Raw genomic sequence first — 25,650 nt, forward strand, 5'->3', positions numbered from 1 at the left:
TTTGCGAATACTACTATTAATATGATAACGCTTACGAAATCGAACGACAAGAAAGGAAAATAGAAAATGGACTATCATTCTATAAAAATGCAACAGCTTATTCAAATAGACCGATTTTTACAGGAAACATTTCATGAAGTAACCGAACAAATCGGCGATGACAACCTGGCTCTTTTGCTTATTTATGAGACGTATATTAAGAAAAATGCGATTCATTACAATGCGTATAACTATTTAACAAACGAAGTCACATCATGACTTCGTTTGTTAGATCGTAGACTTCATCAGCTGGACAAACTCAAAAAGTCTTTCTGAATGTTTATCACTAATATTTAAAAATTGTATAGAATAAACATAATCAGCCCCATCTTTACGAACATGAACAATCCGACTTACAATGATTTCACTTTCGTTCACAAACGGCTTATCAAGTTGAACTTCAATTAGCTGACCAGAACTAATATAGTCTGATGCCAGTAATTGAACTCCACCTGTACTAATATCTGAAGCTCTTCCCCGTATCCATTTTTGCCCAATTGGTGGGAACTTTTTAAATGACATTGAAATGGAATAATCATAGATTGCACTTAATTTGATTCTATCACTTTGTCTTTTATTGCTATGCTTTTTCTCTTCAATCGGACGAATAAACATCATCATTGTCGCATCCATATTATGAATAGATTCGATCTTAGCGAGAAGCACATAAACATCCGTAGATTGCTCATTTTCAATTTGGATTTGGTATAAATAGTCTAAGTCAATACTCCCACTACTTCGATCTGAAATTACTTTCATAGCAAAATACTCTTTGTTTATTTTCACAATTTCTCCCACGATAATCCCTGTTTTCAATGTAATAATCGTGACTTTTCCGATTAAATTATTATCAATACACACGGCCATATTAGTGCCCTCCGAATCATTCTTAATACTCAGTATTATACCATATTTTTCATATTTTACATCAAATTTTCGATATCCTATAAAAAACAATGCTTAATTGGTTCATTCTATCGAACCCTTTTTCGATGTCCATTACTGATGGTGAAAAGAAACTATGAAACTTTGTATACAAAACATTCAATGTCATTACAGGAATAAAGATTGAAATTTCTCCAAATAAAACGAAAAAACAAGAAAAAGATAAAGAATCCCTATAGGTATACTGTATTATTTTTTTCTTTCTCTCATTGTTTTTAGGCTATATCAACCATAGGTTTTTTCCATCGTCTTTGTTATCTTTGTTGTATTCATCGCAAATTAACAACGTTGTTAGATGAATAAACTAATCCTTGAAAGGGTGATTGTATGAAAAAAACAGGCGTATCTCAATTTTTCTTAGTCATTGTATTGGTCATCGCAAGCTTTGCTATTTCCTCAACTGGAGAGGCTAGTTCTTATTCAGAAAATAGTTATTACCACATCATTAATGCCAATAGCGGAAAATACCTTGAAGTTGGACATGCCGCAACGGAAAATGGTGGCAATGTACAACAATGGGAATTAACGAATTGTAGTTGCCAAGAATGGCGGATTGTACAAAACCAACATGGATATTATGAAATTGTAAATAGAAACAGTGGGAAAGCACTTGATCTTTATGCAAGATCAACAGAAAATGGCGGTAACATTGTTCAATGGGACCGAAATGGCGGAAGCAATCAGCAGTGGAGTATCTTACCATCTAGCTCAGGACAAAAGCTCATAAGCAGACATAGTGGAAAAGCATTAGAAGTTTTTGAGCATTCTCATAGTAATGGGGCCAACGTTGTTCAATGGGACGATTTAGGAAATCCTAATCAAACATGGATTATTCGCGAAGTTCAAACAAGCTCTTTTCCAGGTAATTTTCACCAACCTATTGGCTTTGCTGCTATGAATGGAGGGACAACAGGTGGGGCAGGTGGAAAAGTCGTGTATGCCTCTACAGGAGAACAGTTACAAAGGCATATTAATGACAGAAGCAGAAGTAGTAATCCTGATGAGCCTATGACCATTTATATAACAGGGACAATCACACAGCAAAATTCTTCAAGTAATAGTATCGAAGTAAAAAATCATCGTGGCCAAGCACATCCAATTAAAAATATCTCTATCATTGGTCAAGGGACGAGTGGAGAATTTAATGGGATTGGCTTGCGATTGATTAATGCACATAATGTCATTGTTCAAAACGTAAAAATCCATCATGTTCGTGAAGGAGAAGGCACCGCGATCGAAATTACAGAAAACAGCCGCAATGTATGGATTGATCATAATGAGTTTTTCAGTGAGTTTCCTGGAAATGGGAATCCAGATTATTACGATGGATTAGTCGATATAAAAAGAGGCTCACAATATATTACAGTGTCATGGAATAAATTCGAAAATCACTGGAAATCGATGTTAGTCGGACATACCGATAATGCTTCATTAGCTCCAAACCATATTACGTATCATCATAATTACTTTCACAACTTAAACTCACGTGTACCTCTTATTCGATTTGCTGATGTCCATATGTTCAACAATTATTTTAAAGATATTAATGACACAGCGATTAATAGTCGAATGGGTGCTAGAGTGTTTGTAGAAAATAATTATTTTGAAAATGTAGGCTCAGGACAAGTCGATCCAACAACAGGGCAGATTAAAACGGCTGTTGGTTGGTACTATGGAAGTCCACAAACAGGATATTGGAACCTTAGAGGTAATACATTTGTCAATACACCTTCTAGTCATTTACGTTCAACGACAAATTATGTTGCTCCATATTCATATCAAGTTCAAACCGCGTCTGATGCAAAATCGTCTGTAGAACGCTATTCAGGGGTCGGAATTGTTCGATAAGCCGAGTTAGTTTTCTCGTTTCGAATTATGAATTCCTTCCTTGATATAAACCTCTGCTGGATAGGATAGAAAAGAAACACGACTCCCTTCTTTATGGAGTCGTGTTATTCTTCAAATTTAATTTTCCACTGTAACCCTCGTTCTTCTAACACTTTACCGTCTTTATATTGCTCTAGAAAACGATTGTATTTCGTCGTAACCGTCATAAACATCTCTTTGTTTTTTTTCTCTAATGCTTCATCTATGTCTTTTAGAAATCGCTCTTTTTGCCAGTGATACAACGACAATTCAATTATAGCTTGGGCGTATAAAGAAAAAATCGTTCGTAGCGGAGTGTGTTGGTCATTTTGTATTAAGGCAAGCTGCTTTAAAATTCTTTCGGACCTGGCAGAATGATTCATAAACGCCCCTCCAATCTTTTTTACATTTTCACTTATTTATGAAATACCCGGTGTAATCCCGATGTAAACATAAAAACGGCATTTTCCAATGCCATTTTTTTCAAAAGAGGGAGTATATAAATTTTGGTCTAGCAGCGAAGCTTTGAAAGCTTATTCTAGAAGAGCGAAGGCTACGCACCTGCGCGTTTCACCCCAAGAAGAGCACTTGGGGTTCACTGTCAAAAGCGGGCAGGGCTCCGCACTTCGCTTGAAAGAAAAAACGTTTCTAGCGTTTTTCTTTATCACCCGTTATCTTTAATTGTTTCTATGATAATATGTAACGCTTTTTTTAGTTGTTCAAAAGGTAAACTTGGGATGTCCGGTTTGTCTATCACCATCTCTGGTGTCGCTGGAATATGGACAAAGCCTGCTTTTATTGGCAACTGATGCTGTTGAATATAATGTAAAACCCCATACAATGTATTATTACAAATATAAGTACCCGCTGTATTTGAAATCACCGCTGGAAGCTGATGTTGTTTCAACGCTTCCACAATAAGACGGTTCGGTAATGTTGAAAATAATCCATCTGGACCATTTGGATCAATCGGTACATCCACTGGCTTTCTTCCTTCATTATCACCTTTCGTTCCTTCACCAAATGTATCTTGTATATTAATACCAATTCGTTCTGGTGTGATTTCACTTCGTCCATAGGCTAAACCTAGCGAAAGCACGACAGCTGGCTTTTCTCGCTCGATTACTTCAATTAGTTGCTCCGTACATCGATGATACACAACCGGTAATAAAACCGTTTCGATTGTGACACCATCAATTGAAAACTTCTTTGCTTCTTGAACAAGTTGTTCAGTCGGATTTGTCGTTAATCCACCAAAAGGTTCAAATCCTGATACTAATACTTTCATGTCGTTCACCTCACCGTGTAGTATAGTTCCATTATATCTTTTTTGTTTCAAAACTCCTACTAACTCACATTTAACCGCCACTTCCCATTTGCTTTACCAATGAAAATCACTTACAATACAAAGAGAACATTTGTTCTTATTTATAATCTGTAGGTGATACACATGTTAACTAAACAACAAGAAGAAGTTATCTACCATTTTGTATTGCTCTCCATTGCCAAAAGGGTACTTGAACTTGACTTAGCTTCTTTAGAGAAAGTTCCTTTAAAACTAAAAATGCTTTACATCGAGCGCACTGTTCATGTGATGGATCAAATTAGTCAAGAGCTAGCAAACGTGAGAAAACAAATGAAAGTAACAAAGCTTCACATCACAAAACTTCGCAACGATGGTACTTTCACTTTTTACTTAGTGAAAACAAAAGACTATGAATGTACAAAACAATATTTAAACATTCATTTGAAACGGCAAATTTTTCAGTATATTGAAGAAAAGTCCCGAAGTTGAAAAATGAACTATTGGCTTTAAAAAATCCTTTAATAGAATAGTGGTGGCCTACATTCATAAGTGCCCTTGTCGCTAAAAAATCACCTTCTCAAAAAAGAAGGTGATAATGTGTGTATACTATTTTTTGTTTTTTTTAACAATTTCAATTAACTTGGTACTTTCACTTTTCCTTTCGGCTGTTTATTTCCATAAATCGCTTTTGATATTTTAGGAGCAAACTGAAAAAGAATAATTCCAATCATTGCTGAAGCTAATATGAGGACACTACTAAAAACCATAATAGAAGCTGTGGCTAGACTCGCAATAATAATGGAAAATTCTCCACGCTGTGTTAAGGATAAGCCAGCCCGTAGCGCCACCCGCTTTGATAAGCCATACCATCTTCCGCCGTAAATCCCGACAATAATTTTAGCGATAATTGACCAAACGAGCAACAAGAGTAAAGTACCTACCATCGGAACTCCTTCCCCAAACTCGATCGTTGTTCCAAAATATAAGAAAAAGAGCGGTAAAGTAATATCTCGGATTGGTAATATTAATTGTTCTAGCTGATGTGTTTTTCTAACTTCCGCAATCATTATCCCAGCTAGAAAAGCGCCTAGCACTTCAGATAAATCTAAATAAAGGGCAAGCCCACCATAAGCAAGAGCAACCCCTATAATAAATAGGACAAACACATCTCTGTTCATATGACGGTCAAACCATGTATCCAGTTTTTTAAAGACTACTTGTCCAATGACAATCGCTCCAACAGTAAGAAGTATAACTTTTACAAGCAACCATGATAATCCACCAACAGTTAACGCCCCACCTGCTGTTAATCCAACTAAAATGGCGACAAGAACAGGGGCAACTAAATCCTCAAAAATTAATAGCCCTAACATAAATTCAGATTCAGGGTTCGCCATTCGTTTCGAGCTTTCTAGTAATTTGGCAGTAATTGAAGAACTTGTAGCATATAAAACCCCACCAATTAAAAAGGACATGAGCGGGTCAATTCCTAATAGTAAACATATTCCTGTTGTTATCCCTAAATTTAAAACGACGTCTAATGTTCCAGCGGGTGTTACTCTTTTCGCTACCCCTGCTAATTGCTTAATTGGAAACTCCATTCCTAACATAAAAAAGAGTAATACAATTCCAATTTCACCGATGAAATGAAGCAAATGAGATCCCGATAATAAACCGCCTAGAGTAATTCCTAATAAAATAAATGTAATTACTTCTGGAACTTTCACCTTCATTCCAACATAGCCGATAATAAAAAGGAGTAAAAGAATTAACCCTGCTCCTAACATTTCAGGCATGTGCAGGTCCAATCCTTACACCGCCTTCCCGTTACATAAGCTTTCAAAGGCTTGGATTTGCTCACTTTTTCCAATGGCCATTAGTGTATCGCCAGCCTTTAGTGTTTCATTGACTTCTGGACTTGCAATGACTTCGTTATCACGGAAAATTCCGACGATGCTCACACCTGTACGTTTTCGAATTTCAGACTCTCCAATCGTCTTTTCCGCAATTGGTGATTCTGCCTTTAGTTCAAGCCATTCCATTACAATTTGACTTTTAAATAATACCATTTTGTCGGCGTCAACAGGCTGAAATACCGCACCTAATAATTGAGCTCCAAATTCACGCGTTTCATCAGCCGTTAAATTAATCGAAAAATCGGCTTCATCATCATCTGCATCTTGGAAAAAATATAATTCCCGTTTTCCTGTATGATGGATGATTAACACTAGCATACTTCCCTCCGCCGTGATAAACGACATTTTTTTCCCAATCCCTGGTAAATCAGCTGCTTTTACTTTCATTGATACCATCCTTTCTATTCCTTCTTTTTTATTCTATACAATTTTCTATTCTTTTGTTTAGGCAAATAACAAAAACCCTCCAAAAAACGCTAGAATCGAACCTATAATTGAGATACTAATATAAAGTAGAAGGGCCATCCACTTTTTATCTCTCCATAAATGGTAGGATTCCACACTAAATGTGGAAAACGTCGTAAATGCTCCGAAAAAACCAACACCTAGACTGAGGAAAAGCATGCTGTCATAGGCTGGTAAAGAAACGAGTCCAAACATTTTACCATAAAACAACCCTAAACCAAATGACCCAAGTAAATTAACCACAAGCATCGCTACTGGTATTTTAGGATGTGGAAATAATTTCATCATTGCGACTCCTACACTATAACGACAAACCGCCCCTAATGCTCCTCCACCAGCTAATAGTACATATATCATTCTTCTTTCTGCACCTCTTTCAGTGGCTTGTCTTGTTTTATCAAACGCTCACCACAATACCACCCTAGCCCAGCCATTGTAACTCCAGCAAAAACGGAAAGAAAAAGATATAATATCAGAAATGACAAATCCTCATGATTATAGAGAAACATCGTATCAGCTGCAAGGGTCGACATCGTCGTAAAACCTCCACATAACCCAACACCTAATCCAAGCTTGACCCATTCTTTAAGAGTTTTTTTCACAACCCATCCAGAGAGCAAACCGAGCATAAAACTTCCGATAACATTCACAATCATCGTACCTAATGGTAACCCAGTAGCATAACTTATAAAATTGACAAAAAACCTCGCTACTGTCCCAACCGCTCCACCAATGGCAATCGCGGCTATGTTTTTCCATGTATGTACTTGCACCATTTTTCACACTCCACTCCTGCCCGCTTCCACTCTCCTTATCATAACGATTTAAGGTGAAGAAGAAAAGTAAGAGTGTTGTATGCATGAATCCTGATCTATAAAAGACATTTTATGTTTATTTTTCCCCATTTTGGCCAATTGAGCTTTTTTTATTGGACACTTTCTCTCTGTTTTCTCTCTCTTTGTCCAATAGAACCTTTCTATTGGACACTTTTCCTTGGTTTTCCTCTCATTTTGTCCTTCATGTCCCTTATGAAGGACACTTCTCCTCATTTTCCGCTTCCTTATGTCCTTCATCCCCTCACCAAATCTACATAGGCCGACCTCCATAAAGGCAAAAAAGACGAAAATCCGAAGATTTTCGTCTTTTTTCTTATCACTTTTCTTTAATCGTCACATGAATATCAATCTGACCGATTTGACTTTCTAATGGGAGTGTAATAAATGAACTCGTTGAATGGAACGTAGATGTTCCATTATTTACAACTGGTGGAGTTACATCAATCACATAGTCTTGGGACAATTCCGTAGCTGTGTTGCCGGCGACCCAATTTCCAAACTCTTGAATTGCACTCCATCCCATCTCGTCAATGGCTTCAACCGGGAATCCACCCATCATTGTGGAAATGATTGATTTTGCCGTTGTTTCTTCCATCGTACAAATCAATTGTCCTTCTAACTGTCCAAAGATGCCAAGGATAACTGTAATATCATTAGTAGGCACAAGTTTTTTTTGTACGAAAGGATTCAAGAGTTTTACATCTAAACCAAGGTGGCTAGATAAGATGCTTTTCGTCGCTTTTGTAATTGCATTGACATGCCTTGCGTCCATTCCAACTCCCCCTACAACACCATTACCCTAGTACTTTTTTAATTGCTTCAATAACACGGTCCGCTTGGAATGGCTTTACAACAAAGTCTTTAGCTCCAGATTGAATCGCATCAATGACCATTGATTGTTGTCCCATTGCTGAACACATTATGATTTTTGCATTTCCATCAATTTCCTTAATTTCCTTTAATGCTTGAATGCCATCTTTTTCAGGCATTGTAATATCCATTGTTACTAAATCCGGTTTTAACTCTTTATACTTTTCAATTGCTTCGGCTCCGTTAGCAGCTTCTCCCGCAATTTCAAAGTCATTTTTTGATAAAATATCCTTGATCATCATTCTCATAAAAGCTGCATCGTCTACAATTAACACTGACGCCATATAATCCACCCCATAACTCGAATAATTAATGTTCTATTCTTTAATTACTTTATCTAAATTTAATAATGTAAACAAGCGATTTCCAATTTTTACGACTCCACGTAAATATTCCGCTTCGACTCCACCGACCACTTCTGGTGTAGGCTCGATTTTACTAACGGGAACATCCATCACATCATTAGCTCCATCCACGATAAAGCCCATTTCAATACCATCTTTAGAAATCACAAGAATTCTTGTTGCTTCATCAAATTCTTTTTCTTCAATTCCAAACCGTTTTCTTAAGTTAATAACAGGTGTAATGACACCACGTAGGTTCATGACGCCTGTTACAAATGGGAACGTCCTTGGAATCCGTGTCACAGGCTGCATGCGTTCAATGGATTGTACAACATCGACTTCAATCGCATATTCTTCATCTTTTAATTGAAAAATAATAAGTTTTAAATCGTTTTTCATTACCACATCATTTGACACAGACATTTCCCTCCTCACATTGTTTATTTAATTAATTCATTTGTATCTACAATTAACGCAACTTGTCCATTTCCTAAAATCGTTGCTCCGGAAATCGCAAATACTTCATTCAAATAATTTCCTAATGACTTAAGAACAATATCATGTTGACCAATTAATGAGCCAACAACTAAACCTGCGACTTTATCACCTTTATTAATAATAACTAGTGAATAAAACTCATCTTCTTGTTCTTCACAAGGGACTTCAAAAATATCTTTAAGGAAAACTAAAGGTACGACTTTTCCTCGGAAATCTATGACTTTTTGATTATGAGCACTATACACTTCATTTTTACTAACAATGGCTGTTTCCACAATCGAAGAAAGTGGAATTGCGTATTTTTCTACCCCAACTTCAACTAACATTACATCAATAATCGATAAAGTTAATGGTAATTGAATAGAGAAAATAGATCCTTTTCCAAGTGTTGAATCTACAGAAACAACCCCACCTAATGATTCAAACGTTGCTCGCACAACATCAAGACCAACTCCACGGCCAGACACGTCTGTAATTGTTTCTGCTGTACTGAACCCTGAGGCAAACAACAAACTATAAATTTGCTGGTCATTTAATGTCGATGCTTCTTCTTCAGTGATTACACCGTTTTCTAACGCTTTATTTAATACACGTTCACGGTTAATTCCTGCACCATCATCTTCAATCTCGATAAAGACATTGTTTCCACTATGGTACGCTCGAAGGACAACTGTTCCTTCCTCAGGTTTCCCTAATTCACGACGCTTCTCAGGTGTTTCAATACCATGGTCAATTGAATTTCGAATTAAGTGTACGAGCGGGTCCCCAATTTCATCGATAATCGTACGGTCTAACTCCGTTTCTGCACCGATAATTTGTAGATTGACTTTTTTATTTAAATCTTTAGATAAGCTACGAACCATACGAGGGAAACGGTTGAATACTTGATCCACTGGCATCATTCGCATTGTTAAAATAATTTCCTGCAAATCTCCTGAGATGCGAGACATGCGCTCAACCGTTTCGTTTAATTCATTATTTTTTAATTCACTTGAAATTTGCTCTAACCGACCACGGTCAATAACAAGCTCTTCAAACAAGTTCATTAAAATATCTAAACGCTCAATGCTAACACGTATCGTTTTATTTCCTTCATTCGCCTTCTTTACTTGTTCGCCTTCTTGTTTCTTTTCTACTTGTTGTGTTGCGCTAGTGGATGTTACTTTCTTTTCTTTTTCAGCCGTTTCTTTTTTCAAATGTGCTTCCACATCAAGTGTATGAACTTGAACGTCAGCAACCTCAGAAACCTTATTAATTCTTTGTTTAATTTCTTCTGCATCAAGTTGTGATAAAACGGTAACTAAAAACTCATTCTCAAACTTTTCTTCTTCTAACTCTTCTGTTGGTGGTGTTGATTTAATAACTTCCCCAACTTGTTCTAACACTTCAAACACCATAAACACACGAGCTGCTTTTAACATTGTTTTTTCATCTAATGTTACTTTGACTTGATAAGCGGTAAAACCTTGTTCTTTTGATTGAGAAAGAACAGTTAACTCAAATTGATCATAAGACTCATCAAAAGAGACAGTACCAGCTGATGTTGGTGATTCCGTATTAGTTTGCGGCGTTGGTGTTTCACCTTTTTCGATTTGCTCTAACATCGATACAGTCGCTGTTACGTCACGTTTTCCTGTACCGCCACTCGATATATCATTTACCATTTCTTCAAGGTCATCTACAGAAGCAAATACAACATCTAATACTTCTGAGGATGCATCTAACTTTTGATTTCGAATTAAATCAAGCACATTTTCCATATTATGAGTTAAATGTGCAAGATCTTCGTAACCCATCGTAGCTGCCATCCCTTTTAGAGTATGAGCGGAACGAAAAATTTCTCCAACAATCGACAAATCACTTGGTGCAGTTTCTAGTTTTAACAAATTATCATTAATTGCTTGCAAATGTTCCTGGCTTTCATCAATAAATACGTCTAAATATTCTGCATGACTCAAGACCCTATTCACCTCAACATTCTATATTTCTAACTTTACTTACTTTCTTTGACAATATTCTTCACTATTTATCATAATAATAGCATAGTCGGAAATAAATAAGTATTTATTTCCATCAAAACCACTAAATAAGTAACGTGACTATTTAACTATATAATACATGATTCTCTTCTGAATTGATAGTATTTATTTATTAAAACTTTTAACAAAAAACTTTACTTTATTCCAAAAACAAAAAGGCTAGGAATGTTTTACCATCCTAGCCCTTTTCTTTATTTAATTTCTTCTAAAAATTGGGTAAGAATTGCTTCTCTTTCTCCTTCTGGTGGTAACCCTTCTAGTTTTTGAACAGGCTGACCGTTTTCAAAATGAATAATTGTTGGGGTTGATTGAATTCCATATTGTTGCCAACCTTGCTCGAATTCTAACAAATTATACATTTTTAAATCTACGAAATAATCGTTTGCCATAGGCACAATAATCGGAGTCATTGCAACACAGGCAGGACATGTAGGACTATAAAAATAAACCGTTGTTTTCCCACCTTCTTCAAGTCTATTTTCTAGTTGTTCTGGAAGAATTATATTTTGATAGTTCGGGTTATCTAATTGTTTAATCGTTTCTGGATGAAGTTTATCTTTTCCAAATGGGTTACCGGCTACTTGTCGTTCATTTGCTGCATTTGTAATTAAAATAATTCCAATAGATAAAACAACGATAATTGATAAGAAAATAATAACTTTTTTCAATCCTGTTCTCTCCTTTTTTCAATCAAAATCATATACACTAGCATAATCGTAATCAAAATAAATGCTGTTAGGGCTAAAAAGGGAATCGTAATAAAGCCTAACCAGTTTATATACTGACCAGTACACGGAATAACCCCACAAGAGTCTGTTACTGATAATGCCGGAACTTTTTGTAATAAATAGTGGTACGTTGCAATGATAATCCCTATTGTTGATAAACCAAGTCCGTAAATGGCTTGCTTGTAATCTTTTTTAACGACAGCTATTCCTAATAGTACGACGAGTGGGTACATCGCAATCCGTTGGTACCAACAAAGTTCACACGGAATATATCCGACTATTTCCGAGAAATAAAGGCTACCTGCAGTTGCAATCACTGATATCGCCCACGCGGAAAATAACAAGTACTCTAATCGTTTTTCGTCTTGTTTACTCATTTTATCTTTACTCCTTTTTCAGTCTAGCAACAGCACTTTCAATTATACTACATAATAGGAAGAAACAGTGCAATTATAACGCTCTAACACAATTTACTAAAATTGAGCTTACCAATTAAATATGTGTTTTTTGTGAATATTATCGATAATGATAATCAATAATAAGATAGGAGAAGACATATTTTCCTGTCAGTCAATAAAAAGAGAACAGCCATCCGTCAATAGCTGCTCTCTGTCAATCTTACGCTTCAGGTTCAAATGTTTTACAGTCTGTTTCTTCTTGCTTTTCAGCCTGTTTTCCAGTATGACTTACAACGTAAATACGGTCAGCGGCACATTGATTTCCTTGTGCCCAAAACTTACAGTTATTCACTTCACATAATACATCTACTGCCATGTCGTCTCACCTCCCTACTATTAGCCTTGACGAAAACAACGAAAATCATTCGTGAAGCTTAAAATTGGTATCGCTTCCTTTCTTTTATAATAATTTTTAAAAATTATTGTGAAATATCATAAATTGGAACTTTATATTAATCTACTATTAAGAAAATATTAAGATAATATTTATGTTTCTTTGATTTTATTAACTTTCTAAAGATGTAAAAACTTCTCACATAAGTATAGTTTTTCTTCCCTTTCTGTACTATAATCGTTGATGTACGAAATTTTTACACAATTTTAACAAAAGGGGTCGAAAAAACGTGAAAAAACTTTTATCTTTACTTATTGTACTAGCTCTTGCTTTCTTCATGGCAGCATGTGGTACAGGAGAAGACACACCTGAAGAAACACCAGGTGCAGAACCAGAAGCAGAAGAAACAGAACAAACAGATGAGGCAGCTGGAGAAGAAGCGACAGAAGCAGACTATCCAGATGAACTAGTCATGGGATTTGTTCCTTCTCAAGATTCAGCAAACATTGCTGATACAATTGCTCCACTTGCAGATCGTCTTTCAGAAGAATTAGGAATTCCTGTTCGTGGTGAAGTGATGACAAACTATACTGCAACAGTTGAAGCTATGGGTAACAACCAAGTACATATTGGCTTCCTTCCTCCATTTGGTTATGTATTAGGAACTGAGCGTTATGACCATATTCAAGCCGTTTTAAAATCTGTTCGTCATGGTAGCTCAACATACAAAGCTCAATATGTTGTTCGTACTGACTCTGACATTCAATCCCTTGAAGATTTAGAAGGTAAAATTTGGGCATTTGCTGATCCAACTTCTACTAGTGGATATCTTTTCCCAGCTGCACAATTAATGGATGACTATGGTGTAACAGATGTAGAAAACTTCTTCTCTAACTTAATTACAGCTGGAGGACATGATAACGCATTAATTCAAGTATTAGAAGGCGACGCTGATGTTGCGACTACATTTGATGATGCTCGTACTGCAATTGAAGAGGACTACCCTGAAGTAATGGATGAATTACGTATCCTTGACTACACTGACGATATTCCAAACGACACGATTTCGGTTTCAACAAATCTTCCACAAGATTTAATTGACCGTATCATTGAAGTATTCCTTTCATTCAATGACGATCCGGAAATGATTGAAATTATGGAATCTGTGTATAACTGGACTGGAATCGACACAGCAGAAGACAGTGATTATGATGTTGTTCGTAGTGTGTACGAAAAATTCCAAGATCAAATTAATTAATAATTAATTGAAGGGAGAATTCTATTCTCCCTCCTCTTTTGTTTTCTTATACAATATGCTAAGAAAATAAAAGAGGGGGATAACCTTCTACAAGATATAGAAATGAGGGAATGAGATGATTGAATTTAAAGATGTATCACTTGTTTATCCAAATGGTACACAAGGTTTAAAAAATGTAAACCTTAAAATAAATCAAGGGGAATTTGTCGTCATCGTAGGATTATCTGGTGCGGGGAAATCTACACTAATTCGGAGTATGAACCGTCTTGTAACACCAACCTCTGGAGAATTACGAATTGAAGATGATGATATTCTAAAGTACAATCAGCGTAAGTTACGTAAATTACGCACTGAAGTTGGAATGATTTTCCAAAACTATAATTTAGTCAAACGTTCTACAGTCATGAAAAATGTTATCTCTGGTCGCCTAGGTCATACAGGAACAATTAAAAGCTTATTAAATATTTTCCCGAAAAAAGATTTAGCTTTGGCTTATCGTAGCCTTGAGCGTGTAAATATTGCTGAAAAAGTGTATATGCGTGCCGATCAATTAAGTGGTGGCCAACAACAGCGTGTTGCCATTGCTCGTGTTTTAACACAACAACCTAAAGTCATTTTAGCTGACGAGCCAGTTGCGAGTCTTGATCCACCAACATCACATCAAGTGATGACCTACTTACGAAAAGTAAACAAAGAAGATAATATTACAACGATTGTTAATCTACACTTTATTGACATGGCAATGGAATATGCGGATCGAATTATCGGAATGCGTGCAGGTGAAGTCGTGTTTGATGGTCCAGCAAGCGAAGTATCTGAGAAAACGTTTGAAGAAATATATGGTCGAAAAATTCGAGAGGATGACCTTGTAGGAGGTCAAGACGATGAGTAAACCAGAATTAGCTGGTGTTGTTTCAACAAAAGCCAAATTAAGAATGACCATTATCTTTTTTGCTATTGTTGGTGTTTATGCTTATACATCTTGGGCAACGAAGTCAACACCAATGGACATTATTCACGGTTGGGGCGGATTTCAACGCATCATGACGGATCTTTTCCCACCAAACTGGAGTTATGCCCCACAAGTATGGGAAAAGCTTGTAGAAACGATACACATGGCGATTATTGCAACAACATTTGCTGCTATTGTTAGTATACCTATCTTTTTACTTTCGGCTGCAAATCTGTTTCCACAGGCTTGGATTCATCAGCCCGTTCGTTTTATTATGAACGTATTACGAACGATTCCTGATATTTTACTTGCGATTATTTTTGTTGGAATTTTCGGTGTTGGTGTTTTTCCTGGGATTATGGCGTTATTCATTTTCTCATTAGGTCTCCTGGCTAAACTGATGTATGAAACAATTGAGGCTATTGATATGAATCCATTAGATGCTATTCGCGCTTCAGGTGGAAATACGATACAAGTCATTTGGTATGCTGTATTACCACAAGTATTACCACAGTTCGTTTCCTTTAGCTTGTATGTTTTTGAAGTAAATGTCCGTGCCTCAACGGTATTAGGCTTTGTCGGGGCTGGTGGTATCGGTTTATTACTTCAACAACAAATAAGTTTCTTCAACTATCCACGGGTCATGACCATTATTATTATTATATTTGCAGCCGTTGTTGTCATTGACTACATTAGTAATAAGATAAGGGAGAGAATTGTCTAATGGAACTTACATTGCCTCCAAAGAAAAAACGTTCGGCTTGGAAAATAACCCGTAACATAGTAATTACCGTCGCGATTGTTGCGCTTTATATTTGGACTTTCGTCTCGATTGATGTGAACTGGGGTCGTGTATTCAGTGAAAGGACCCTTACAAATATGGGACGAGTCATTCCGCAATTGTTTTCTCCAGACTGGAGTGCGTTCGGTAAAGTGATGGGGTTAATGTGGCAAACGCTACAAATGGCCTATACAGGGACTCTTCTTGCTGCCATACTAGCGATTCCGTTTGGATTTTTCGCAGCAAGTAATATGGTGAAAAGTCGCTTACTTAATAATTTTTCAAAAGGAGTCCTAAATGGGATTCGAGCTTTCCCAGAGCTCGTTCTTGCTCTTATGTTCGTTGCTGCTGTTGGACCAAGACCTTTTGCAGGGGTTCTTGCTATCGCAATCGGCTCTATCGGGATGTTAGGAAAGCTGTATTCTGAAGTAATTGAATCGATTGATATGCATGTTGTGGAAGCACTTCAAGCAAATGGTGCAAATAAAATTCAAGTATTGTTTTATGGGGTTATCCCACAAATTATTCCTGAGTTTTTATCTTATGCGATTTATCGATTTGAAATCGATGTTCGTGCATCAACAATCTTAGGGATTATCGGTGCAGGTGGTATCGGTACACTCATTACCATTTCCATTGCTAACCGTAAGTGGGATGAAGTTGGTATGATTTTACTTGTCATTATCGTTGTTGTTACGATTATTGATATGACAAGTTCATTCATTCGCAAGCGTATCGTATAATAAGAAAAACGCGGGGGCGTCTTTTCTTTCAAGCGAAGTGCGAAGCCTTCGCTCTCCAAGAGTAAGCTTTCAAGATTTCGCTGCTAGACCAAAATTTTTATACTTTCTATCTTTTAGAAAAGCTGAGTGGTATTTGTCCACTCAGCTTTTTATATTACACATGTCTCACATCACGAAAACGATCTTTTACTGTCTTTAATTGCTTTTGTCGTTTTTCGTATTGATTTGCTTTTTCAATATCACATGCGTTCCATTTATGTTTCGAAACTGTAACAGTAAAAATGAAAAATTGAAATCTCATAACCGATTGCCTCCTTTTTGCTTTTCATTACGCTGATTAGGTGAGGCCCTTCACCTTTTTGTACCATACGAATACTGCACTTCTTATCATCATTTCCTTCTCCTCCTTTTTTGTTTTTTCTATATAAAAAACCACAGGTCGACAGACCTGTGGTTTTACATAGCAAAGCTATTGTAATTTTTGAATTAATAAAATTCTTTCAAAACCATAGGATTCGAACACATGACTTGATTATTCAATTGATGTTTAAAAATAGTTAAAGCTTTCATCATTGTATTCGCCTCCTTTTAAAATAATTATACTTACAGAGGTAATTTTAACCAATATTTATTTAAAAGTAAACCATTTTTTTCTTTTTTTTAGAAATACACTTGGTTTGCCTACTTAATTAATATAAAAAACACCGTTAAAGATATCTTTAACGGTGTTTACGAACCTACTTCATGATCTTGTCTGTATTGTTGAATCGTATCAAAATTAATTCTCATGAGAAAATAAATGAGTATACTTACCCCTAATGCCGGTAATAAAACTAAAAATTGATGCAAGACTAACAAATAACAAAAAATCCATAATAATTGCATCGCCATTTTTATTGGATGAAGAAAAGCAAGAGCACAAGCTGCTTTAATATACCCAAGCGTTTTTAGTTCTAAATGGGCCAAGACAGGGAAAACATTAATAAATGTCACGCCAACGACAAATGCCATTGCACAATAAAGAAAAAACAAAATATTGCTGAGTGGTTCTGGATTTAAGTCAACATAGTAAAAATTTAAATAAAGGATGGTAAACAGAAAAAGAAAAATGAGTCCCACCTTATTTGAACGGAAAAACTCTTCCTTATAGTATTGAATAAACGATGATACAATCGGAACGTCACGTTCACCAATAAACCATCTTCTAACAATAGAATATACAGCAACAGTCGCTGGCATAAAACCAAAGATTCCTAACCCAACAAGAAAAAACACGAGCCATAATATATTTAGAAGGACAAATTTATAAATCCATTCGGAGAAAACAAAGGCTTGCTTCATTTATAACACCTAGCTTTGCTTTAGTTTACATTATTAGTTTAACCGTTTCAGAATCTATTTCATACCGAATAGCTTCAAAAAAATAGTAATCTGTAAATACCACAGATTACTCAATCATTTTTGTCATGATAGCATTATTCACTTTCCCACATGTGCCACGAATGATTAAATCTGGTTCTACCATAACAGAGGTGGAGTGAATTTTTTCATTGATAAAATCAACTAACATGTGAGCCGCTAATTTCCCAATTTTTTCTTTATCTTGTCTGATTGTTGTTAAAGGAGGTTCTACATACCCAGCCGCTTCAATATCATCACAGCCGATAACAACAATATCATCAGGCACACGTAAACCTTGTTCTTTTATCGCTTGAATCGCTCCTAATGCCATTAAATCAGATGCCGCAAAGACGGCTTCGGGAATGGGTTTCCTAGAAAGCAGTTGTTTCATAGCTTCATAACCGCTCTTTTTAAAATAGTCTCCAAAAATAATCCAGTCCTCATTCAATTGTAAGCCATATTGTCCTACAACTTTCTTAAATGATTCGTAGCGGATTGTACCAACCTCTGAATCGACTTTACCGCCAATATAGGCGATATCACGATATCCTTGTAAATAAAAATGCTCAACTACTTTTGCTGAGATTTGAGAATTATCGGTCATAATATAACCGGACCGATTTCCTGTCAGTTTAATATCTACTCCTATACACGGAATCTCACTTTTATCCAAATCATAAATTGATTCTTGAATTTCTTCTCCGCCAATGATAATACAACCTTCAACTTGATAATGTCGACATCTTGCTAAATAATCTTCACTTTCATAGTTAAATTTTTCATTTGAAAAGAACATTAAATCATACCCAAAAAAACCAATTGACTTTTTGAAAGAGTTCATAACATCAACAAAGAAAGGGTGATTAAAATCAGCGTTTACTTTCCCTGCATAAACCACTCCGATTAAATTCGAATGATTACTGGCTAACGTCTTCGCAGAGTACGAAGGACGGTAGCCATGTTGATCCATGATGTCTAACACTCGTCTCTTTGTTGCTTCTCCAACATCATCATAATTATTAATAATTTTAGAAACTGTCGCTTGAGAAACACCTGCTATTTTCGCAATTTGTTTAATCGTCACCTTCATAGGCCCTTCTCCTTTTAAATCGTTACGATTTAACAGACCCCGCAGTTAAGCTATCAATGAAGAGTCGGTTGAAACATAAGAAAACAAGAATTAATGGGACTGTTGCCCAAAATGTACCTGACATAATCATACCGTTATCTCTAAGTCTGTTATCGTTTAATGAACGTAGTGCAACCTGTAATGTATGAGATGCTTGGTCTTGAAGAACAACAAGTGGCCACAAGAAGTCATTCCATACATTCATAAATACAATTATACCTAAAGTTGCAAACGCTGGTAATATCATTGGAACAACTATATTCCAATAAATTCTAAAGTTAGAACATCCATCAATTCTCGATGCTTCAATTAACTCAAACGGGACCCCTTCTTTAATATATTGCCTCATCCAGAATATCCCAAATGCATTAATTAAGCCTGGGACGATAAGTGCTCGTAAATCACTTAACCACCCTAATTGAGTAATGATATAATATTGTGGAATTAATCCAAGTTGCGGAGGAATCATCATTGTCACTAAAATAAAGACAAAAAATATATTTTTCCCTTTAAAGTCTAGTTTAGCAAAAGAATACCCTGCTAGGGAACATAAAAATAAAGTACCAAAAGTGACAGTTGTTGCCACAAAAAACGAGTTCCCCATTGCTTGGAAAAAGTTAATATTATCTAATACCTTTTGAAAATTTAAGACTAAATCGCTACCAGGTGTAAATGGTGGTGGAACGCGATTGATTTCACTGTTTTGCCTTGTTGCCATCACTAACATCCAATAAAAAGGGAATAACGACAACAATGAACCTGAAACGAGCATAAAATAAACGATGAATTTTTGAATCGAAAATCCTTTTGTCCCTACTTCTGCTGCCATTATTTAACACCTACTTTCTTTGAACGTCCAACACGGTTTGTGATGAGCAAGTTAATCGCTGAGAATATTATAATTAAGAAAAATAAGACGACAGCAACTGCTGAGGCTGGTCCAAATGCATTATTGACAAAAGCATCTCGCCACAAATAGGCAACGACAGTAATCCCTTCTTCTCGAAGTCCTCTTCCTAAAAATACAAGCGGTTCTGTAAAAAGCTGTAAACTTCCAATTGTAGCTGTAAACACCGCAAATAAAATAAATGGCTTCAAAATTGGAACAGTAATGAGTGTAATTTGCTGCCGAACTGTTGCTCCATCAATTTTTGCTGCTTCATATAATTCTCCTGGAATACTTTGCATTCCCGCTAGAAATATAATCGTGTTGTAACCAACCCACCTCCAAAAAACCATCGAGGCAATTGCGATTTTAACAGGCCATTCCGTAGTGGACCAACGTATAGGGTCAACACCAAAGAAGTCTAAAACAAAGTTGGCCAAGCCAAATGGCTGATTACTAAATACGATTCCAAAGACTATGGCAACCGATACGATTGAAGTAACATATGGCATAAAAATAGCTGTTCTAAATATATTTCTACCGCGAATCAATGTTGAATTAAGGGCAAAAGCCAATAGAATTCCGACGAAAATTTGAGGTAATGTCCCCATTATACCGATAATAATCGTATTAGAAAGTGATTTCCAAAAAATCGGATCTTGAAAAATTAAATTAAAGTTACGTAACCCAACAAACTCCATTGGCCCTAGACCATTCCAACGGAAAAAAGCAATATAAAAACTAAATAAAATAGGAAAAAGTCCAAAGATAGCAAACAAAATATAAAACGGCGAAATGAACAAGTAACCAGAAATCGCATTTTTTCTGCGTTCATTTAACCACTTGGATTTGCCCACTGATTCCATGCTGATGTCCCTCCTTAATGTTGAAAGCAAAGGATATGACAGAATACTGTCATATCCTAGCTTTATAAGAAATTATTGTCTTTCTAGACGTTGTTTTGCACGTTGCATTGCAGCATCCCACTCTTCATCAACATCTCCACCGCCATGGATACGTGTAAGAGCTTCTTGAATCTCATCGTTAACTAAATAGAAGTTACGGCCTTTATAAACTGGCTCAACCGCTTGTGCAGCCTCTGAGAAAATTCTTGCCGTTTCAATACCACCAAAATAGTCATCCGTATAGCTTTGGAACTCAGGCTCGTCGTATACAGCTGGCGCTGATGGGAATAATCCATAACCTTGGAACGCTTTAAATTGTTGCTCAGGAGCTGTTAGCCACTCAGCAAAATTATAAGCTTCTTCTGCTACATCAGACTCTGCAGGGATAGCTAAATATGATCCACCCCAGTTTCCAGCACCTTCTGGCATTGTTGTAATCGACCATATGCCTTCTGGCTCAGGAGCGTTATCTTTAATTACACCTTGCATCCATGCTGGAGCTAATAATACACCATAGCTACCATCAGCCATTCCAGAAAACCATTCAGGCGTCCATAGCTCAATGTCACCGACGTAACCTTGTTGAATTAAATTTGCTGTGTAATCATATGCTTCACGAATAATATCGTTGTTTTCTGCAATAAACTCATCATCCGTGTTGAAATACTGCTCTTTAGCTTGGTCACGACGGGCATTGTATACTAGTTCGGCACCATCAGCCATTAAAATTCCTTCTTCAGCAAGCAGTGCTGCTACATTTTCAAAGTCTTCCCATGTTGAAATTGCTGCTTGAACTTCTTCAGGAGTACTTCCAATACCAGCTTGTTCCATCACATCTGTACGATAGTACATTACTGTTGGACCGATATCTGTCGGTAACCCAAAAACAAAATCGCCATCTGGACTTGAACCTGTATTCCAAACCCAATCAAGGAAATTATCTTGGACATCACTTGCACCATAATCATTTAAATTATGGAAACGATCTTGTGCATCTCGGTAACGCTCAATTTCATTAACTTCAATCATAGTTAAATCCGGAGCACCACTTCCTGCAGAAAGTGTCGTAAATAAATTATCATGTAGATCGTTCATGTCTATGTTTTGAATTTCAATTGAAACATGAGGATTAGCTTCCATATATTCCGCTGCAAGTACATCGTATCCTGTATTTCCAAATTCCCAGAATGTAATTGAAACCGCTTCGCCATCGCCACCACCTGTTGCAGTGTCGCCACCTTGGTCTGCTGGCGTTTCATCTCCACCACCATTACAAGCTGCAATAACAAATACGGATAAAAGTGCTGCTAAAGACATCTTTAACTTTCTCATTTTCTGTTCCCCCTTTAATTTTTTTCATAATTTACCCCAATAGTCGTTAAGTATCCGTTCTTTCCTATTTTTGTGATTCACCTCCTTAAAAGAGTACAACGCTTTAAAAACCATTGTTTTTTATGACGTCGCTATACCAATAAGCACTTTTTTTAGGAATTCGCTTTTGAGTCTCATAATCAACATAGGTCATACCAAACCTTTTATCGTAACCATACGCCCATTCAAAATTATCCATAAAGGACCATAAGTAGTATCCTTTTAGATTCACACCATCTTGAATCGCACGATGGCATGCATCTAAATGCTCTTTGACATAGCTAATTCTATTTTCGTCATTCACTTTACCATCAATTAATTCATCATCAAAAGCCGCACCATTTTCAGTGATATAAATTTTCGGGTCATTGTAATCACTTTTTATTCTCGTCAATAAATCATATAACCCTTGAGAATAAATTTCCCAATTCATCCCCGTCGTTGGAAGGCCTTTTTTTACAGACTCAAATCCTAAAAAATGTTGGTTACAATCTTTTGCAGGTATAATGTTTGTAATTGAATAATAATTAATACCTAAAAAATCAATTGGATTTGCAATCGTGTTTAAATCATCTTCTTTTATAAAATCTAATGACACAAACTGGCTGTATAAATCTAGTATTTCTTTAGGATATGACCCGTTAAAAACAGGATCTAAAAACCATCGATTCATAAATCCATCATAAATATTAGTTGCTTTTTCATATTCTTCTCCATCAAAAGCGGGGTATGCTGGGTTAAGATTTAACGTTATTCCGATATCCTTCCCTATAATACCGCTTTCACGAAAAGCCTGAACGGTTTTACCGTGTGAAAGTAATAAATGGTGTGATGCTTTGACAAAAGACGGAAAATCCTGATATCCTGGGGCGTGCTCTCCTGAACCATATCCTAAGTACGAAACAACCCAAGGCTCATTATGAGTAATCCAGTTGTCAACGACATCTCCAAAATTTTTGAATAAAACACTTCCATAATCAACGAAATAATCAACTATATCTCGATTCGTCCATCCACCTTTATCTTGAAGGGCTTGCGGTAAATCCCAATGATACATTGTAAGTGCTGGTGTTATCCCATTTTCTAATAACGTATCAATGATTCTTTTGTAAAAATCTAAACCCCTTTCGTTGACTTGACCCGTACCGTTTGGAAATATTCTTGGCCAACTTACCGAAAATCGATAAGATTTAATTCCAAGCTCTTTCATAAGTTTGATATCGCTTTCATAAAGGTGGTAATGATCACACGCGATTATCCCAGTATCATTATTATGTACTTTCCCAGGTATACGAGAAAACTGATCCCATATCGATTCACCTTTACCATCTTCCCTAGCTGCTCCTTCTATTTGGTATGAAGATGTGGCCGTTCCCCAGACAAAATCATTTGGAAATTTTAACATTTTCACAACTCCTCAAAGTGGTTTATCTTTATTTCTACTAAACCGGTTTCGTTAATTTCATAGTAGCTTTTGAAAAGTTTCTTGTCAATAGATTTTTTTCAAAAAAATTACTTTATTTCAAAAGTGCTTATTTTACCGTTTCATTACCCTTAATTAATGCGCTTCGCTACATTGTTTTCCGCTTTTTTGTCCAACTTATTATATCCATTATACGTAGGTATTTCCCTACCAATCTATGATTTCTCGTATTTCACTTCTTTTCTTTCGTAAAACCACTAAAATATTCGTAACTAATTTTACGAAACATTCTATCCTGGTTATATTTTCTTAATTCATTGACTTTTCTGTAAACTTTAGTTACAATTAAGTATCTATTGGTTTTTATTAAAGGAGGGTGAAAAATGGGTGCTTTATCTGAAAAAGTGATTGTTATCACTGGTGCCGGAACAGGCTTAGGACGCGAAGCTGCCTTAGAAGCAGTAAAGCAAGGAGGGAAAGTTTCCATTTGTTGCCGTTCTATCGGAAGTATCGAACAGATGGAGAAGGATTTATCTCCATATCAGGGTCAATTTTTAGTAACGCAAGCTGATGTCTCTATTGAGGAGGACGTGAATCGTTTCATTGAAGCGACGATAAGTCAATTTGGAACAATTGATGTTCTCATTAACAATGCTGCTGTCTTTGAAAATTATGACATTGTGGATTCTACATTAGAATCATGGACTCATCATTTTGAAAACAATGTAACATCTGCTTTCCTTATGACGCGTGCGTGTATCCCAATCATGAGGCAACAAAGGTCTGGTCAGATTATCTCAATTACTTCTGGATTAGCCCGCCAAGGTGCTGCTGGATTTAGTGCATATAGCGCAAGTAAAGCTGCTTTAGAAGCGTTAACCTTTACTGCTGAAGAAGAAGAAGCCAAAAATGGTATTAGCGCAACGGTCTTTAACCCAGGTGTCATGAAAACAAAACTCCAATCTAGAGGTGACGACCCAAGTGAAGTCGCTCCTTACCTGTTACAGCTATTGATTAGCTCTGATTTACCTAAAAATCGTGTAATTACTGTAGATGAAGTAAAATTAAGAGCGAATGCGAAAGTGACCCTTTAATTAGATATAACAAATGAAAACCCTGCAAAGCAGCTTGTGGCTTTGCAGGGTTTTTTCGTTAAAACGATAATACATTAAATCCAATCAAGACAACTAACAGCGCAGTAACACCAAATTGCAGCCAGTGGTACATTTTGACTTTGCGGTCAAGGTTTTTCTTTTTAGCACGTGTTAAAATAACTTCCATGAAGTAAATCAGTGCTAACGCTAATAGTGCTTTAATAATAAAAGTGAGCTCACTTAAATACCAGGCAAAAAGTAACCATCCTCCTGTCACAATCATAATGACATAGAATAAACGCAAAATCATATGAACAATTTTACCAGCTTTGTCTTTGTTAGTTACAATTAACAAATACGCAATAAAAAATAACAGCAACGTGATAGCCCAAGATCCTGCGTGAGATTGATAAATCGCATTATACATAATATTCCTCCTTATCATAGATTTGTTATGTACTACTTCCTTTATAGTTTATATGAAAATCGTTGAACAAACAAATGCTTCGTCCCTTTACTCGTAACAGGATTGTGACAATTTTAGTAACAGTATAATTTCAACATTTGGACTTTTAAAGAAAGAAAAAGGATCAATGTGAGCACGGGTATGCTGCACTGATCCTTTTTCATTAAGGTCGTATAGTATATTGGCCATTAGAACAAGGAGCTGAAAAGGGCTTAATTTATGTAGATCGGTAAAAATCTTTGTCCACTCCCCAATCCCTCTCAATCCCTTCTCCCCCAAGCCTTCCCCCCACTTTTACCACACTCTTACAGGTAAAAATGTTTGTCCAGAATAGAAAAGATAAGGGGACAGGAATTAGGGTTTTGAGCGATGAAAAAAGGTAAAAATGTTTGTCCGTAGTAGAGGTAAGGATTAAGGAATTAGGGTAAATGGCTGAATGAAAAAAAGAGCCAATGTCAGTGTTATCAACACTTTCAAAGACTCCTTCATGCTTTTTCTCTACCCCTTATCCCTTTCACCTTAAAAATACTTTGGACAGAGTTTTTTACCCTTGGACAAGGTTTTTTACCTGCGGACAGAGTTTTTTTGGGGGGTTCA

General features: G+C 36.3%; 30 protein-coding genes. 8 read left to right on the plus strand and 22 right to left on the minus strand.

Annotated elements, in window-relative coordinates; all coding sequences use genetic code 11:
• Positions 1 to 66: 66 nt before the first annotated feature.
• On the plus strand, positions 67 to 258 hold the full coding sequence (locus T323_RS0123600; protein WP_026675478.1) for a hypothetical protein: 192 nt from the start codon (positions 67 to 69) through the stop codon (positions 256 to 258).
• Positions 259 to 267: 9 nt separating this feature from the next.
• Here T323_RS0123600 and T323_RS0123605 read toward each other — a convergent pair whose 3' ends face one another.
• Positions 268 to 906, minus strand: coding sequence for a PilZ domain-containing protein (locus tag T323_RS0123605; protein WP_026675479.1), 639 nt, complete (start codon positions 904 to 906; stop codon positions 268 to 270).
• A 405-nt stretch (positions 907 to 1,311) separates the two neighbouring features.
• Here T323_RS0123605 and T323_RS28215 point away from each other — a divergent pair, with 405 nt between their 5' ends.
• Positions 1,312 to 2,832, plus strand: coding sequence for a pectate lyase family protein (locus tag T323_RS28215; RefSeq protein ID WP_051556704.1), 1,521 nt, complete (start codon positions 1,312 to 1,314; stop codon positions 2,830 to 2,832).
• Positions 2,833 to 2,936: 104 nt separating this feature from the next.
• Here T323_RS28215 and T323_RS0123615 read toward each other — a convergent pair whose 3' ends face one another.
• The gene (locus T323_RS0123615) at positions 2,937 to 3,233 is read right to left on the minus strand and encodes an IDEAL domain-containing protein (RefSeq protein ID WP_026675480.1); all 297 of its coding nucleotides are present in this window, start codon (positions 3,231 to 3,233) and stop codon (positions 2,937 to 2,939) included.
• A gap of 281 nt (positions 3,234 to 3,514) precedes the next feature.
• Positions 3,515 to 4,138 carry a pyroglutamyl-peptidase I gene (locus T323_RS0123620; protein ID WP_026675481.1) on the minus strand — a complete coding sequence of 208 codons (624 nt, stop codon included), beginning with the start codon at positions 4,136 to 4,138 and terminating at the stop codon, positions 3,515 to 3,517.
• 162 nt (positions 4,139 to 4,300) lie between these two features.
• Here T323_RS0123620 and T323_RS0123625 point away from each other — a divergent pair, with 162 nt between their 5' ends.
• Entirely contained in the window at positions 4,301 to 4,645 is a 345-nt protein-coding gene (locus T323_RS0123625; protein ID WP_026675482.1) for a YhjD family protein, read from the plus strand.
• 146 nt (positions 4,646 to 4,791) lie between these two features.
• Here T323_RS0123625 and T323_RS0123630 read toward each other — a convergent pair whose 3' ends face one another.
• The 11 genes from T323_RS0123630 to T323_RS28600 all read right to left on the minus strand — a co-directional run bounded on the left by T323_RS0123630 (position 4,792) and on the right by T323_RS28600 (position 12,626).
• On the minus strand, positions 4,792 to 5,964 hold the full coding sequence (locus T323_RS0123630) for a cation:proton antiporter (RefSeq protein WP_308417669.1): 1,173 nt from the start codon (positions 5,962 to 5,964) through the stop codon (positions 4,792 to 4,794).
• Between the two features lie 3 nt (positions 5,965 to 5,967).
• Positions 5,968 to 6,459: a cation:proton antiporter regulatory subunit gene (locus T323_RS0123635; RefSeq protein ID WP_026675484.1), complete on the minus strand. Its 492-nt coding sequence runs from the start codon at positions 6,457 to 6,459 to the stop codon at positions 5,968 to 5,970.
• A 57-nt stretch (positions 6,460 to 6,516) separates the two neighbouring features.
• On the minus strand, positions 6,517 to 6,894 hold the full coding sequence (crcB, locus tag T323_RS0123640; RefSeq protein ID WP_026675485.1) for a fluoride efflux transporter CrcB: 378 nt from the start codon (positions 6,892 to 6,894) through the stop codon (positions 6,517 to 6,519).
• Positions 6,891 to 7,313 carry a fluoride efflux transporter FluC gene (locus T323_RS0123645; protein WP_026675486.1) on the minus strand — a complete coding sequence of 141 codons (423 nt, stop codon included), beginning with the start codon at positions 7,311 to 7,313 and terminating at the stop codon, positions 6,891 to 6,893. The genes crcB and T323_RS0123645 overlap by 4 nt, the downstream gene beginning before the upstream one ends.
• Before the next feature lie 376 nt (positions 7,314 to 7,689).
• Positions 7,690 to 8,145, minus strand: a complete 456-nt coding sequence (locus tag T323_RS0123655) for a chemotaxis protein CheX (protein ID WP_026675488.1) — start codon at positions 8,143 to 8,145, stop codon at positions 7,690 to 7,692.
• A 22-nt stretch (positions 8,146 to 8,167) separates the two neighbouring features.
• Entirely contained in the window at positions 8,168 to 8,527 is a 360-nt protein-coding gene (locus T323_RS0123660) for a response regulator (protein ID WP_026675489.1), read from the minus strand.
• A 33-nt stretch (positions 8,528 to 8,560) separates the two neighbouring features.
• A complete protein-coding gene (locus tag T323_RS0123665; protein WP_373279362.1) occupies positions 8,561 to 8,986 on the minus strand; it encodes a chemotaxis protein CheW in 426 nt (141 codons plus the stop codon).
• A gap of 41 nt (positions 8,987 to 9,027) precedes the next feature.
• A complete protein-coding gene (locus tag T323_RS0123670; RefSeq protein ID WP_026675491.1) occupies positions 9,028 to 11,043 on the minus strand; it encodes a chemotaxis protein CheA in 2,016 nt (671 codons plus the stop codon).
• A gap of 272 nt (positions 11,044 to 11,315) precedes the next feature.
• Positions 11,316 to 11,792 carry a thioredoxin family protein gene (locus tag T323_RS0123675; protein ID WP_026675492.1) on the minus strand — a complete coding sequence of 159 codons (477 nt, stop codon included), beginning with the start codon at positions 11,790 to 11,792 and terminating at the stop codon, positions 11,316 to 11,318.
• Positions 11,789 to 12,229 (minus strand): disulfide oxidoreductase, encoded by a 441-nt coding sequence (locus tag T323_RS0123680; protein WP_026675493.1) that lies wholly within the window; start codon positions 12,227 to 12,229, stop codon positions 11,789 to 11,791. The genes T323_RS0123675 and T323_RS0123680 overlap by 4 nt, the downstream gene beginning before the upstream one ends.
• Before the next feature lie 241 nt (positions 12,230 to 12,470).
• Positions 12,471 to 12,626 (minus strand): DUF1540 domain-containing protein, encoded by a 156-nt coding sequence (locus T323_RS28600; protein WP_084309391.1) that lies wholly within the window; start codon positions 12,624 to 12,626, stop codon positions 12,471 to 12,473.
• Between the two features lie 307 nt (positions 12,627 to 12,933).
• Between T323_RS28600 and T323_RS0123690 the strand changes: the two genes are divergently transcribed.
• From T323_RS0123690 to phnE (T323_RS0123705), 4 genes are all read left to right on the plus strand, one after another.
• Positions 12,934 to 13,902 (plus strand): phosphate/phosphite/phosphonate ABC transporter substrate-binding protein, encoded by a 969-nt coding sequence (locus T323_RS0123690; RefSeq protein ID WP_026675494.1) that lies wholly within the window; start codon positions 12,934 to 12,936, stop codon positions 13,900 to 13,902.
• Positions 13,903 to 14,017: 115 nt separating this feature from the next.
• A complete protein-coding gene (gene phnC / locus T323_RS0123695; protein WP_026675495.1) occupies positions 14,018 to 14,794 on the plus strand; it encodes a phosphonate ABC transporter ATP-binding protein in 777 nt (258 codons plus the stop codon).
• Positions 14,787 to 15,578: a phosphonate ABC transporter, permease protein PhnE gene (gene phnE / locus T323_RS0123700; protein WP_026675496.1), complete on the plus strand. Its 792-nt coding sequence runs from the start codon at positions 14,787 to 14,789 to the stop codon at positions 15,576 to 15,578. The genes phnC and phnE (T323_RS0123700) overlap by 8 nt, the downstream gene beginning before the upstream one ends.
• Positions 15,578 to 16,378, plus strand: coding sequence for a phosphonate ABC transporter, permease protein PhnE (gene phnE, locus T323_RS0123705; RefSeq protein WP_026675497.1), 801 nt, complete (start codon positions 15,578 to 15,580; stop codon positions 16,376 to 16,378). The genes phnE (T323_RS0123700) and phnE (T323_RS0123705) overlap by 1 nt, the downstream gene beginning before the upstream one ends.
• A 154-nt stretch (positions 16,379 to 16,532) precedes the next feature.
• Here the strand turns inward: phnE (T323_RS0123705) and T323_RS28605 are convergent, their stop codons facing one another.
• The 7 genes from T323_RS28605 to T323_RS0123745 form a co-directional block, all read right to left on the minus strand.
• Positions 16,533 to 16,679: a YrzI family small protein gene (locus T323_RS28605; protein WP_084309392.1), complete on the minus strand. Its 147-nt coding sequence runs from the start codon at positions 16,677 to 16,679 to the stop codon at positions 16,533 to 16,535.
• Between the two features lie 428 nt (positions 16,680 to 17,107).
• A complete protein-coding gene (locus T323_RS0123720) occupies positions 17,108 to 17,719 on the minus strand; it encodes a YesL family protein (RefSeq protein ID WP_026675498.1) in 612 nt (203 codons plus the stop codon).
• A 106-nt stretch (positions 17,720 to 17,825) separates the two neighbouring features.
• A complete protein-coding gene (locus tag T323_RS0123725; RefSeq protein WP_026675499.1) occupies positions 17,826 to 18,869 on the minus strand; it encodes a LacI family DNA-binding transcriptional regulator in 1,044 nt (347 codons plus the stop codon).
• 22 nt (positions 18,870 to 18,891) lie between these two features.
• Complete coding sequence (locus T323_RS0123730) at positions 18,892 to 19,737, minus strand: carbohydrate ABC transporter permease (RefSeq protein WP_026675500.1); 846 nt, start codon at positions 19,735 to 19,737, stop codon at positions 18,892 to 18,894.
• Complete coding sequence (locus T323_RS0123735) at positions 19,737 to 20,660, minus strand: carbohydrate ABC transporter permease (RefSeq protein ID WP_026675501.1); 924 nt, start codon at positions 20,658 to 20,660, stop codon at positions 19,737 to 19,739. Before T323_RS0123735 ends, T323_RS0123730 begins: the two co-directional genes overlap by 1 nt.
• A 72-nt stretch (positions 20,661 to 20,732) precedes the next feature.
• Positions 20,733 to 22,031 (minus strand): ABC transporter substrate-binding protein, encoded by a 1,299-nt coding sequence (locus T323_RS0123740; protein WP_026675502.1) that lies wholly within the window; start codon positions 22,029 to 22,031, stop codon positions 20,733 to 20,735.
• A gap of 103 nt (positions 22,032 to 22,134) precedes the next feature.
• On the minus strand, positions 22,135 to 23,475 hold the full coding sequence (locus T323_RS0123745; RefSeq protein WP_026675503.1) for a GH1 family beta-glucosidase: 1,341 nt from the start codon (positions 23,473 to 23,475) through the stop codon (positions 22,135 to 22,137).
• A 401-nt stretch (positions 23,476 to 23,876) separates the two neighbouring features.
• Between T323_RS0123745 and T323_RS0123750 the strand changes: the two genes are divergently transcribed.
• Positions 23,877 to 24,587, plus strand: a complete 711-nt coding sequence (locus T323_RS0123750; protein ID WP_026675504.1) for an SDR family NAD(P)-dependent oxidoreductase — start codon at positions 23,877 to 23,879, stop codon at positions 24,585 to 24,587.
• Positions 24,588 to 24,645: 58 nt separating this feature from the next.
• On the opposite strand, the gene T323_RS0123755 is transcribed toward T323_RS0123750, so the two are convergent.
• Positions 24,646 to 25,014, minus strand: a complete 369-nt coding sequence (locus tag T323_RS0123755; RefSeq protein ID WP_026675505.1) for a DUF1516 family protein — start codon at positions 25,012 to 25,014, stop codon at positions 24,646 to 24,648.
• Positions 25,015 to 25,650: the final 636 nt, after the last annotated feature.

It is taken from the genome of Alkalihalobacillus bogoriensis ATCC BAA-922, from assembly GCF_000621445.1.
Taxonomy (GTDB): Bacteria; Bacillota; Bacilli; order Bacillales; family Bacillaceae_F; genus Bacillus_AO; species Bacillus_AO bogoriense.